Raw genomic sequence first — 12,795 nt, 5'->3', positions numbered from 1 at the left:
CTAAGCCACTTGTCTCGGATTGTTGACGGCATCCATTGGCGGCTTACCCGAAAGGGCCTGCAGGATATTTTCTGCAGCGCGCAGTTCGATTGCCAAGCGAACTTTCTTAACAGCAGAGCCAATATGCGGGCTGAACATCGTGTTTGGGTGACCCAGCAAGCCCGGAGCGATCTCCCGCGGTCTGTCTTCGCGAGCCCAATCCTCCAGCTCGAACACGTCGGCGGCATACCCGCCGAGCTGACCGCTGGTGAGCGCAGTTAGAACAGCAGCTTCGCTCACGACAGAGCCGCGGCATGGATTCACGAGGTATGCGCCTGGTTTCATCAGGGCGAGCGTCCTGTCGTTGATCAGATGGATGGTGTCTGGGGCCAGCGCCAGGGCCAGGATGACGATATCGGATTCGGATAATACCTCCTCCAGGCTGCGCCGAGCAACACTAGGTCGAGCTTCGCCGCCGGGTGCTGGGATCGGCACCCGGTCGTTGTATAGCAGCGTTGCGCCCCAGCCATTCAGCCGTTCGGCGATGGCTTGCCCAATCGCCCCCATTCCGAGAATACCAATGGCGGACCCCGCGATGCCCAGGCCGAAAAACTCCGGCCGCCAACCGGCGAATTTGCCGCAGCGGACCCTGGCATCGGCCTGGATCATCTTGCGGGTGAGGCCGATGGTAAGGCCGATGGCCAACTCAGCCGTCGGCACGGTCAGGAGGTCAGGCACGATGCTCAGCCAGATGCCCCGGGCCGTACAGGCCGCGACATCGAAGTTATCGTAGCCCTTCAAGGCCGCGCCGATGACCTTCATCTGCGGGCAAGCTGCCAGGAAATCGGCGTCGACCCAGTCCGGCATGAAGGCCATCATTGCATCCGCCGTGCCGACACGGCGGCGAATCTCTTCGCGGGGCAGGGTTTCCATAGTTTGATTGGGAGTGACTTCACAATGGTCACAGAGGAGATCCAAGGTTTCCTGATGCACTTTGTGGGTGATGACGACGCGCGGTTTCACGATGGCCGGTCCTTACTTGAATTTCTTCCGCAAATAGCCGCTCAGGCCATCGACGATTGTCACCATTATCAGGATGACGAGTAAAATGGCGCTGACTTCTTGATACAACATGATTCGAAGCGATCCCATCAGCTCAAACCCAATACCGCCTGCGCCAACCATTCCCATTATCGTGGATGCGCGGAAGTTATATTCCCAGCGATAGACGGATACGTCTGCGAACTGCGATGACACTTGTGGCAGGACGGCGTGGAACAACACTTGAACCGGAGTTGCACCTGCGGCGCGCGCAGCCTCTATGGGGGCCTCATCGACATGCTCAATTGCTTCCGCAAAAAACTTGCCGACCATACCGACCGAATGCAGGCCTAATGCCAGAACGCCGGGTAAAGCACCAAAGCCTACGGCAGCAACGAAAATGATGCCCATAATCAGCTCCGGGACCGAGCGAAGAGCGTTTAGCAGGGTACGGGCGACATGAAATACGATCGTGTGCGGCGACGTGTTCCGGGCAGCAAGAAAAGCCAGCGGAAATGACAGAAGCACCGCTATTGCCGTTCCGGCAATACTCATTGCCAAGGTGTCCACCAGCGGCTTGAGCCACGCGCGCGCATTGGTGAAATCCGGCGGCATCGCCTCGCGGGCCAGCGTTAAGATGGCCGGAACCCCGTTTGCCAGGGTCCCGAAATCCAGAAGACCAACATACCAGAATGCAACCAGCACAATAGCGAGTACCGCAGCAACCTGGGCAGACTGCCGGATCCACGCCCGACTGTACTGATCGAGATAATGGTTTGTTGTGTTGATTGTGGTTGCGCCGAGCGTCGTCATCACGTCCTCACATCGCTCCGAAGTCGATTCCAAGCAACTTTCCCATATCGCGGATCACGTCGTAATCATTGTCCGTGATCGGGGCGAAACCGTCCGCCTTGAAGTTCTTCAGAACTGCGGGGTCCTTCAGGTTCACGAAAGTGGTGCGGATCTTGTCCTTCAGCTCCGGCTTCAGGTCGGAGCGCATCGTCCACGGGTATTGGGGATATTCCTTGCTGTAGGCGATGACCTTGACCTTGCCTGCGTCGACGAGCTTTCTCTCAAGAAGAGTTTTCCAGATCACCTCGGAAAGGCCCCCGACTTCCGCATTGCCGTTGGCGACATTCACCGCAACCGCATCGTGGCTGCCGACGAAGTGCTGCTGGTAATCGCGATCATTCACGACACCGGCTTCCGCCATCAACGTCTTCGGAATCAGATGGCTGGAGGTGGAAGCGCGATCGCCGAAAGCGACCTTCTTGCCCTTGATGTCGCTGAGCGAATTCACATTGGCATTCGCGTTGGCAATGACGACAGAGCGGTAAGTCGGCTTGCCGTCGCTGACCATTGCCGCAAACGGCTCGATATCGGCTTTGCCCTTGGCAAGCACGTACGAGAGCGGACCGAAATAGGCTATGTCGATCCGGCCGAAACGCATTGCCTCGATCATCGACGAGTAGTCTGTTGTCACAACCAGATCGACCTTCTTGCCCAGTTCCTTCTCGAGGTAGTCCTTGAGCGGTTGATTGCGCTTGATCAACTCGGACGCATTCTCATCCGGTAACAGTGCGACCTTTAAAGTCTCTGGATTCGGATTGGCGGCGTGGGCTGGCGCTGCCAGCCCCATGGCAAGGGCGGCAGCAATGGCAAATTTCAGCAGGCGGTTCATAGGGACATCTCCATCTCAGGCGTAAACGGTGGCTGGGCGTAGGCGGGGTTACTCGTCCGGCTGGGTGCGATTGGCTCACGGCGGTGCCCGGCGTATATCGCGGCGAAATTGTCGTCATTGAGCTCATCAGGAGCGCCGTCAAACACAACATGTGCACCGGCAAGGCCAATGATCCGGTCTGCAAAGCGCTGCGCGTATTCCAGCTGGTGCAGCGACACGATGGCGGTGATGCCGTCTTCTTTGCACACCTGGCGAAGCAGTTCGAGGATCTTCTCCGAGGTGGCGGGATCGAGGCTGGCGACAGGCTCGTCGGCCAGAATGATGTTGGGCTGCTGCGCCAGCGCGCGGGCAATCCCGACACGCTGCTTCTGGCCGCCAGAGAGCTGATCGACACGCGTCATGGATTTGTCGGCCAGACCGACGCGCTCGAGGCAGTGGAGAGCCAGTTCCAGGTCCGCGCGGGGCAGCGGGAAGAAACTGCGCAAGGTATTGTGATAGCCGAGTCGGCCGGTGAGGACGTTGGCGAGGGCCGTATGTCGCTCGATCAGCTGATGGTGCTGGAAAATGAGTGCCGTTCGGCGCCGGTGCTGGCGGAGTGCGCCGGTCGGGCCAAGGACACCGAAATCCGATGAGACAATCTCGCCGGAGGTAGGTTTAACAAGGAGGTTCAGGGAGCGCAAAAGTGTCGATTTCCCCGCACCCGACAGGCCGAGTAAAACGGAGAACTCGCGCTGGAAGAAATCGAGGGTGGTCGATCTGAGCGCCACCACTCCGCCTGAATAGGTCACACCGACATTTCTGAGCCGCAACACGTATTTGCGGTCGGTCTCGGCATCGCTGGGCTTCATGGATCACCATCTGTAATGTGAATGACGCAGAGATTGCGTTTCGCAATACAGTAGGGCTCGTGGATGACACTTCGATGTCAAGGTCGCGAAGGTTTTGTGACTCTATCCGTCAGTGAAGTGACCCTTCGCCGCGTGCAAGGCGGACGATGCTGCATTGCGGCAAGGTTGTTACATCCGCAAATGTCTCATTTCCGCGTTCAAACCTAGGTGCTTGTGTTGTGAATGGCGTCTCGTTCCGATGGGCGAGACGAACGGCAAAGTTCCACCCTTCTACGACCTTCGACTGTGGCGCGGAAGCCCGTCGCTGTTCGTGATCTGAACTTTCTACCGTATATCTGTGCCCCTTTAATGTTCAGGGGCCGAAATGTCCGACGCCGCCAGCCGCTCCATTGACGAGAACGGTCTTGCCTTCCAACGGTACCGGCACATGCGGATACGGTTGTAGCGGGTTGGGCGCGTCGTGCCCCAGATCGACCAGAAACTGCCACGCGGTGAGCAGCGACATTGGCGCCCCCGCAGCGTGCGCATGGTCGATCCCGGCCGGCTTGATCGCGACTTCGGAAGCCGGCACGCTGACATACTGGGCGTAAGCCCTGCTGTCGCCAGCGAGGCCCGAGGGAAATCGGACCATCGAATAGACCTCGTCACCCACGGAGAAACCTTCGACATCGCCGGCCACGGCCTCGACGACGCCGGAGATGTCGGTCCCGAGGATGAGCGGGAACGACACCCGCGGCTGCCATTCGGGCGGAAGCATCTTGTAGCCCTCACGCAGATACCAGTCGGGTGGATTGAGGCCGACGGCGTGAACCCGGACCAGCACTTCGCCTGGCTTCAACTCAGGCTTCGGGGCATCCTCATAGACCAGCACCTCGGGACTGCCGAACGCGTGCTGCCGGATCGCCTTCATTGTATCGGTCATCATAATCTCCTTTCGCCGTTCGGTGCTCAGACAGCGATATAATTCCAGTCCCGGCATTGATAATCTGCTCCAATGGCGCTTCAATAGTGCCATGAAGGAACAAATGCTTTTGGAGCGGTTGACCGGCCTGATCGCGTTTGCGCGTGCTGGCTCGATGGGTAGCTTCACCGCCGCTGCGCGCTCCCTGTCGATCTCGCCCTCGGCCGTCAGCAAGAGCATCCAACGTCTTGAGCGGCATCTGGGGGTTGCGCTCTTCACCCGCACGACCCGGTCGCTGGCGCTCACGGCGGAGGGTCGCGATCTGCATGAGCGAGCGCTGCGGCTGCTGGGCGAGGCGGAAGCGATCGAGCAGGCGGCGATGAGCGCGCGCTCGGAGCCGTCTGGCACCTTGCGGGTGGCGGCGTCGCTGCCGATCGGACTGCATGTGATCGCGCCCGCTCTGCCTGCGTTCCGAAAGCGTCATCCCAAAGTGACGGTCGATCTCAGACTGACTGACCGGATTGTGGACATCATCGAGGAAGGCATCGACGTCGCAATACGCATCGGCGATCTTGCGGATTCGCGCCTGTTGTCGCGGAGCCTTGCCCCGTATCGACTCTGCTGCTTTGCGTCACCCGCTTACCTTGCGGCGCGCGGCGCGCCACAGCACCCCGACGATCTGGCGGGGCACGACCTCGTCAACCTCCGCTATCAGAACACGGGTCAGAGCTTTTGGTGGCCCTTCCAGATTGGCGGCGAGGAGATCGAATTGGCGCCCACCGCCGGCATCGTCATCGACGTGAGCGATGCGGTCGCCGTCACGCTCGCGGCCGGCGGCGGCATCGGCATCAGCGCGACCTTCATCGCAGCGCCTTATGTCGAGCGCGGCGCGCTTGTCCCTGTGCTTGCCGCCTTTGCGGTCGAGCGACACAACATCACGGCCGTGTGGCCCGAAAGCCGCCGCGCAAATCCTGCCGTGCGTGCTTTCCTGGACCTGTTGCAGGACGTTTTCCAAGAGCGGCTGACGGCCACGGCGAGCCTGTCGGAAGAAGGGCGCCACGCTGCCGGCCCACAGGCGACAGCGAACGGTTCTTAGGGACGAACATCGCGATAGACGCTAACCCCTACTGCGGCCCACATGGGTATACTGCTGGACGGGTAGCCCAGCACTACCGGCTTGGTTATCCACGACTGCGAGGAGCAGGCCGAGCGCCTCGATGGATCCCGGCGCTCGCTTTTTTGCGGCCTGCTCGGGAGCGGTGTTTTGTTCGCAAAGCTGTCAGGCGACCTCCCGTCTCACCTCGGCCTCGTCAAGGCGATGTAACCGAGCCGTCGGGCACACGCGTTGAACGATTTCGCAAAGGTGCTGGTGATGCGTGAGGTAAATCACCTGGCCGACCTGGGCCATTTCCGCGAACAAGCGAAATGCCTCCTCCGCGCGGAAATCATCGAACGTCTCCATGATATCGTCGGCGACGAACGGCACCGAACTGCGAGCGCGGGCAAACTCGTGATAGCCGGCGACGCGTAGCGCGAGGTAAAGCTGGAAGCGCGTGCCTTTCGAAAGCTTATCGGCGGCCTTCGAACCGCCCTCTGCTGAAATCGCAATCAGCGTATCGCCGTCCTTGCCGGGCTGGGCGATGAGGCCGGTATAGGCGCCGCGGCTGATGGTTCGGAACGCCTCCGACGCACGCGCCATCATCGAACTGCGATGGCGCTCGCGATAGCTGGCGAGCGCCTGCTGCGTGGCTGAGATGCCGGCACGTAGTTGCAGATATCGCGTGGCGCCATCCTCAATCTCGAGCAGGGTCGTCCGTCGGCGCTCCTCGATGATGGCGACCCTGGCGTCTCCACCGATCGCCTCGACCCGATCCTCGGCGGCGGACTTCGCCGCGAACAGTTCATGACAACGCTTGTCCTGGTCTTCCGCTCGGGTCGTCAATTCCGTGAGCTCGGCCTCGAGTGCCGGCCTGTCCGCTTGATCGAGCGCCGCCTCCGCACGCTGGATATCCGATGCACGAAGAGCCTCGATGATATCCTTTTCCGCCTCACGAGCTTGGTTCATGAGGTCGGTTCGTCGCTCGATATCGGACAGCTTCCGGGACACCTCCTCCAGAGAGCCAACCGCGAAAAACGCCGTCATCCGCTGCTTCTGTTCGTCATGAACGGCTTGCGATTCTGCAAGCTCACGCTGGCGCGCTTGTGCCTCCCCGGTCCGCTGCGTCAGGCTGGAGCGCTGGTCGCGGGCCGCCGTGGCACTCCGGACCGTTTCGACGACACGCTGGGCCAGCTCCAGGACGGCGTCGGGACCCGGTTCAATCCCGAGAAGCCCCGTGAGTGCCGCAACCTCCTCGCTGAACGCGAGCTGGTCCCGTTCCATCTTGTGGATGCGGTCGAGAAGGGCAGCACGCTTCTCAATGGTCGGGGAAAGCTCAGTGATCGCGGCGAGCACCTCGCGCACTGCGCCGACCGCCGGGGTCTCGGGTCCCTCGCCGAGCCAGCATCCACGGCATTCCGCCGCCCACGCCTCTGCCCAGCCCTTCTCGTCCGATGTGGCACGCTCCGCGGCGCGTTCCCGCGCAACAACATCTCGGCGACGCTCGTCGAGCTCGACTTGGAGACGGCGCAGTTCGGCTTCCCGATCGAGCGAGGTTTGGGCCATCCCGAGCACGGCATCAAAGCTCGCGTCAGGAGCCGGCGCGAGATCCGCACCCGCCATCGCGGTCGTAAGCCGTTCGGAGGCGGCCGCCGCATCACGCTCAGCAGCAGCAATGTCCCGTTCGGCGCTCTGTAATGCGGCACGCGCCTCAAGCGTCTTTTCCCGCCGGCTGATCCACGCCTCAAGCTCCGCAAGCGACAGTGCCTTGGGGAAGCAGGCGGCTATCACGCCGGCCTCTGCGATGACCTCGGCGTCAATTGCCCCTAAGGCCGCATCGGCTTGTTGGGCGAGTTCAACGGCGCGCGTCAGATCCGTCTCCGCGACGGCAAGCGCCTGTTCGGTCTGATGCAGCTTCGCGAGCTCGCCCATGTGCGAGAACCGCCCTGCAGTCACAATGTCGTCGTGGCGCAAGACGGCTTCGAACGTATCTGCAGAAGCTGTGTCGAGCGCCCGACGGTGCGCGGCCCAAGCCTGCTCACGTTGCGAACGTACTTCCGCGGCTTCGTGATCTGAAACAACGCCGGTCGTCGATGCGAAACTGGCCTTCTCGGCTTCGAGACGCCTGACGATCGTGGTCAGGCGTTGCACCTCTGCATCGCAGCGGGACTTTGCCGACACTGCCTCCCCGCGGGTAACCTTCCAATTCTGCAGCGTATCCGGGCTCGGGCAATTCATGGCGACTAATTCATCGCCGGTGCCCTGCCAGGGACGAAGTGCGACGAGTCGGTCATTGAGCGCATCAAGGGCAGCCGCACGATCGCGCTCCGCCAGCCGGCGACGAACATGATGGTCCGCTGAGCGAAGTGCTTCGATCACGACGGCCAGCTCTGCAAAAGCGCGCTTTCGCTCCGCCTGGACCGTAGGGTCAGCACCGCCCTCGGGCAGCTTCGCCGCAACGTCATCCAGCCGGCGCCGCGCCTCGGCAAGCTCGTCGGATGCGTTCCGGCTGGCGGCCTTGATCCCCGAATAAGCTTCGACCAGATCGCGCAGTCTGCCGATGGTCGCGGAGCTCAACACAAGCCGCTTGGGCTCGGTCTCTTCGGGCCGCTCGATGCGCTGAAGAATTCCGGCGATAGCCAAGTCGAGCTCGCGCAACTGCAGGCGTCGCTCAGGAAGATCCTTTTCAGCGGTGACGTACCGTGCGCGCAGGTCGACAAGCCGCTCTACGCGGTCGGCAGTCCGCAAGGCTGTCTCGTCCACGATGACGGCCCGACCCTCGTCGGCAAGTTGGCCTATCTCGTCGGCAACCGCGCTGATTTTGACACCAAGCTCGATCTCCTGCTTTTGGAGCCGCGGCACTTCGGCTACCCACCCCTGCGGTGCCTCCGGAATATCCGCCAAGGGTGCGACCCGTGCTCGAATGCCCCGTAGAGCCGTGAGACGCGGTAATGCGGTGAGATAGCCCCGGATCTCATCGACGCGCCGCTGGACCTCGGCTCGTTCCTTGACCGCTTCATCGTATTGAACGGTTGCCCGGTCCCGGGTGTCCACCAGCCGAGCGTGATCCGTGGCTAGTGTGTCAAACTGCTCGCGCTCAGCTTTGAGTTCGGCGAGGCGCGACTTCAAATCCGCGAGTGCTCCGGACCTAGCCCGGTATTTGTAGAAGCTGTCAGCATCTGCCGTCAGGTCGACCAATCTGTCGCTGAGGTGCGAGAGGCCTGCACTGGCCGAGAACAACAATTGGCCGAGATCCCCCTTGCTTGCAAGGATGCTCTCGCCGCCTTTTTCGAGCGTTTCATCATCGAGCGAGAACATGGTCCGATAGGCATCCCGCTCGATGCCGCCGAGTTCGCCGCGGATCGCGGCTTCTGGAACGCTGCGATCATGGCCGTCGACCAGGCTGTTCTGCGAGCGTTTGAGACGTGCGAACTCCCTTGTCTCCGCTCCGATATCCAGAGCGGCGCCGATGCGCATGGTCGGATAGGGGTGAAGGAAGTTGAATGGGCTCTGCGAACCGATCCCGAACAACAGGTCCAGGAAGGCAGCAAACGCGGTTGATTTTCCCGCTTCGTTTGGTCCGTAGATGATATGCAGGTCCGGCTGTCCATTCACCCGCTCGCCGAAGTCGATTCTGCGATCGGTGAATTTGCCATATCGGGTCAGGTCAAGGCGGCGAAGTCGCATGCATCACGCTCCTTCGCCCGGAGCTTCAAGACGTGCCATGACGCCCTCTGCGCCGTCGCGCGCCAGCTGGGCGACCGCCTCCCGGAAAGACGCCTCGTCCTTGCCGAAAATGTCGCGACATTCCTGCGGCAACTGAGCCCTGATCTCTTCGGCGATGCCTGCAAGTTCATTCTGAAAGGCCGCGGAATCGAGGACGTCGTCTTCGATCAAGCGATGCAGCTCCCTGAGCGGGTCGCCCGATGTCTCGCTCCGCTGTTCTCCGGGACGGCATGCGATTTCGAGCTGCTCGACCCAGCAGCTGCCGATCACCGAAGCCCGGTCATCGGCCTCGGTTTTCAGCAAGTCGCCGTCGCGTCGAATGCGCCATGCCAGCGGCGTCGCACCAGTCACTCGCACGCGAGCGACAAGGTGCTCTGCCCGGGCAGCAGCCCGTTGGTTCTCGAGCGCGCGCGTCACTGCGGACACCAGCTCGCGCCAATCGTCCATTCCCGTGGCATCGACGGACACGCGTTCGAACTGCGCGACACTTGTGACGCGCTCCTCAAGATGGATCGAGCGATCGTCCGAGATGGTGACGAGCGTCACGGATTTCGGCCCGGCTTCGTTGATGTCACGCCCCTGCGGCATGCCGGGCATCACGATCGCGCAGGTGCCTTCGGTCGCCGAGCGCTTGTGAACGTGGCCGAGCGCCCAATAATGAAATCCTGACGCCTGTAGATCGGCCGGGCTGCACGGGGCGTAGAGGTCATGGCCGGGAGCGCCGCCGAGGCTCGTGTGCATGATGCCAATATTGACCGCCCCATCCACGACCGGCCGATAGCGCCCCAGGAGGCTTTCCGGGGCATGAGGTTGAGCAAAGCTCAGGCCATGGACGACGACGGGGACGCGTCCGGGCGCGCGATCGATCGCGATAGCCTCCCCTCGCCCGCCGAAGATCTTCACGGAATCCGGCAGCACCAATTCCTTGGTGATCTTCGACAGCGCGTCGTGGTTGCCGCGGATGATGAAGACACGAATGCCAGCCTGGTCCAGGCGCCGGAGCTGCTCGGCCAGGAAGCGGGCCGTTTTCATCGAGGTCTGATCGCCATCGTAGAGATCGCCGGCGATCAGCAGCGCGTCGACCTGCTCGTCCAGGCACAGATCGATCACCCGGACGAAGGCGCGCCGGGTGGCGTTACCGATCAGCTCAGCCAACTCGGAATGCCGCAGCGCAAGCGAGCGCAGCGGTGAATCGAGATGAATGTCTGCGGCATGGACAAATCGATACGTCACCCTCGCCTACCCCTGCATTTATGGCTTGCTCGCATTGGGTGGACCTTACGCGCCGGTCAATCGGCGTGATATTGAAATCGCCGAGGAACGCCGGGATAACCGCGAAATTCACAGAAACAGGGGGAGAATGATAACTTTGTCTACGCGATAGGCCTCTAAATTTGAACCCGTAGCCAGGCGGGAAGTCTTTGAGATCGCGTTAGATTTCGGGGCAATTGCCGCAATCCTTCTGTACCTATACTCGTGTGACGTCGTATTGACATCCAGAACAAATCGAGAGCTTGGCATGGCGCGCGACAGATGGTACCGCAATATCAAGCTTACAGGCAGATTTGTTATCGTGTTTCGCGATATATGATCCGATGTCTCGGACGCTGCTCCCTACACGCTGCTCGATTGCAGCATGATGTGACGGCCTATGCGACGCGTAGGAGTGCCTGTAAGCCTTCTTTCTTCGGTGCTTCACGTTGAGCCTCACGGATCTTCGCGCCACGCGAACCAGACACGAAGTGGCAGCGCTGCTGCGCTATCGCCCAAGCGCCGTGTCGTTCATCGTCCACGCAACGCCGCCGGCGGCCCGCTACATCACCTTCGATATTGCGAAGCGAAGCGGCGGTGTCCGCACCATCGATGCGCCGAACGACCGTCTGAAAGGGCTGCAACGCAGCCTTTCGAAACTGCTTTATGAATGCCTGCGCGAGATCGAAGCAAAAGATCCTCGCCGCAACAAACTCTCCCATGCGTTTCGTCCCGGCGCTTCGATCATCAGCAACGCTAAGACGCATCACCGGCGTCGCTACGTGCTGAACCTTGACCTGAAGGACTTTTTTCCGGCTTTCAACTTCGGCCGCGTTCGCGGCTTCTTTCTGAAGAGCGAACACTTTCGTCTTGCGGAGCCGGTAGCAACGCTTTTGGCTCAGATCGCATGCAAGGACGGAAAGCTGCCGCAGGGCAGCCCGTGCTCGCCGGTCATCACTGAGTTGATGACGCACTTTCTCGATATCCGGCTGGTGAAGCTGGCGGCGAGGCATAAATGCACTTACACGCGCTACGCGGATGACATCACAATCTCCACGAACCAGCGCGAGTTCCCATCGGCGCTAGCCGAATTGGACGGGGCCGAGTGGAAGCTCGGCGAGGAGCTTGTGTCGCGCATCAATGACGCCGGCTTTGAGGTGAATGACGCCAAGACGCGCATGCAGCTTCGCGGAAGTCGGCAGATGGTGACAGGGCTTACCGTCAACGAGAAGGCCAATGTAGCGCAGACATACTACAAGCGGGTTCGCGCGACAGCGCATCGCTTCCTGACAACGGGGGCATATGAACTCAACGGGGTGGCTTGCAACTCCGTGCCGCGCCTGGAAGGCATGATCAATCACATCTATCATGTGCGCGAGCGGCAGATCGACATTGCGATCGCGAACGAAGGCAACAAAGAGAAGCAGCATAAGCTGCACGCCGAGCGCACGAAGATGAAGAATGAGTGGCCCTCGGCGATCCGCGTCGTCTACTACGAACTCATTTTCTTCAAAAGCTTCATCAACCCGCCGCGGCCGTTGATCATCTGCGAAGGGCCAACCGATCCTGTGTACCTGAAGAGCGCCATCCGGCGGCTTGCTGCCGCGCACCCACTTCTTGCGTCAGTCGTGGGAGGCAAGCCTGAGCTGAGGGTGAATTTTTTCAAGTATTCTGATCAGGCGCGTGACTTCCTTCAGCTGCGAGGGGGCTCCGGCGATTTGCTGCGCTTTCTGATTTCCTGGAAGGACGCCTTTAACCGCTACGAGTTTCGCCCGGCCGAGCATCCGGTCATCGTTCTCATCGACAACGATGATGGGGCGAAAGAGATTTTCAGCTACCTCAACAACAAAAAGAACTATGGCCTAGATATCGCGTGGGACAAGCATGACCTGTTTTTCCATCTCCACGGACCCCTCTATCTGGTGAAGACGCCGGCGCTCGGCGCGAACCTCATGTCTTGCCCCGAGGATTTCTTTGAACCTGCCGTTCTGGCGGAAAAGCTCGACGGCAAATCCTTCAACAAGGAAAACAAGATCAATCCCGCGACCGAGTATGGAAAAGCTGTGTTCGCAACGCGGGTCGTGAGGCCAAGGGCCGGGTCGATCAATTTCGCCGGTTTCACCCCATTGCTCGAACGGATCGAGGCCGTGATCCGGGACTATGCGGCACGAAAGGCCGCGGCGGCGGCTCCAGTGCCAGCGATCGCAGCCGCCGCTCCCACGCCGTGACGTTGCGATGGTGGGCTTTCGCTGGGTGTAGAAGCGATGGGACG

8 protein-coding genes and 1 pseudogene are annotated in these 12,795 nt (G+C 60.9%); 2 read left to right on the top strand and 7 right to left on the bottom strand.

What is annotated here, in order from left to right; genetic code table 11:
* The 5 genes and pseudogenes from AC1Q67_RS24080 to AC1Q67_RS24060 form a co-directional block, all read right to left on the bottom strand.
* A complete protein-coding gene (locus AC1Q67_RS24080) occupies positions 1-1,002 on the bottom strand; it encodes a phosphonate dehydrogenase (protein WP_006023684.1) in 1,002 nt (333 codons plus the stop codon).
* 12 nt (positions 1,003-1,014) lie between these two features.
* Entirely contained in the window at positions 1,015-1,833 is an 819-nt protein-coding gene (gene phnE / locus AC1Q67_RS24075; protein ID WP_006023685.1) for a phosphonate ABC transporter, permease protein PhnE, read from the bottom strand.
* Positions 1,834-1,840: 7 nt separating this feature from the next.
* Positions 1,841-2,701, bottom strand: a complete 861-nt coding sequence (gene phnD / locus AC1Q67_RS24070; protein WP_006023686.1) for a phosphate/phosphite/phosphonate ABC transporter substrate-binding protein — start codon at positions 2,699-2,701, stop codon at positions 1,841-1,843.
* Positions 2,698-3,549 carry a phosphonate ABC transporter ATP-binding protein gene (gene phnC / locus AC1Q67_RS24065; RefSeq protein WP_006023687.1) on the bottom strand — a complete coding sequence of 284 codons (852 nt, stop codon included), beginning with the start codon at positions 3,547-3,549 and terminating at the stop codon, positions 2,698-2,700. Before phnC ends, phnD begins: the two co-directional genes overlap by 4 nt.
* Positions 3,550-3,910: 361 nt before the next feature.
* Positions 3,911-4,474, bottom strand: a pseudogene (locus AC1Q67_RS24060) (NADP-dependent oxidoreductase); the annotation flags it as partial.
* Between the two features lie 88 nt (positions 4,475-4,562).
* Between AC1Q67_RS24060 and AC1Q67_RS24055 the strand changes: the two are divergent.
* On the top strand, positions 4,563-5,546 hold the full coding sequence (locus AC1Q67_RS24055; RefSeq protein WP_024921668.1) for a LysR family transcriptional regulator: 984 nt from the start codon (positions 4,563-4,565) through the stop codon (positions 5,544-5,546).
* A 183-nt stretch (positions 5,547-5,729) separates the two neighbouring features.
* Here AC1Q67_RS24055 and AC1Q67_RS24050 read toward each other — a convergent pair whose 3' ends face one another.
* A complete protein-coding gene (locus AC1Q67_RS24050) occupies positions 5,730-9,233 on the bottom strand; it encodes an ATP-binding protein (protein WP_006023662.1) in 3,504 nt (1,167 codons plus the stop codon).
* Positions 9,234-9,236: 3 nt separating this feature from the next.
* Complete coding sequence (locus AC1Q67_RS24045; RefSeq protein WP_006023661.1) at positions 9,237-10,505, bottom strand: metallophosphoesterase family protein; 1,269 nt, start codon at positions 10,503-10,505, stop codon at positions 9,237-9,239.
* A 509-nt stretch (positions 10,506-11,014) separates the two neighbouring features.
* On the opposite strand from AC1Q67_RS24045, the gene AC1Q67_RS24040 reads away from it, so the two are divergent.
* Entirely contained in the window at positions 11,015-12,751 is a 1,737-nt protein-coding gene (locus AC1Q67_RS24040; RefSeq protein WP_006023660.1) for a retron Ec67 family RNA-directed DNA polymerase/endonuclease, read from the top strand.
* Positions 12,752-12,795 lie beyond the last annotated feature (44 nt).

It is taken from the genome of Afipia sp. GW823-FHT06G09 (genome assembly GCF_058794875.1).
The sequence above is the reverse complement of the archived record's forward strand: the minus strand, read 5'-3'. Positions and strand labels throughout refer to the sequence as shown.

Coding starts and splice junctions, on each gene's coding strand:
- phnE (WP_006023685.1), bottom strand. CDS start 1,833: ATGACGACGCTCGGCGCAACCACAATCAACACAACAAACCATTATCTC.
- phnD (WP_006023686.1), bottom strand. CDS start 2,701: ATGAACCGCCTGCTGAAATTTGCCATTGCTGCCGCCCTTGCCATGGGG.
- phnC (WP_006023687.1), bottom strand. CDS start 3,549: ATGAAGCCCAGCGATGCCGAGACCGACCGCAAATACGTGTTGCGGCTC.
- AC1Q67_RS24055 (WP_024921668.1), top strand. CDS start 4,563: ATGAAGGAACAAATGCTTTTGGAGCGGTTGACCGGCCTGATCGCGTTT.
- AC1Q67_RS24050 (WP_006023662.1), bottom strand. CDS start 9,233: ATGCGACTTCGCCGCCTTGACCTGACCCGATATGGCAAATTCACCGAT.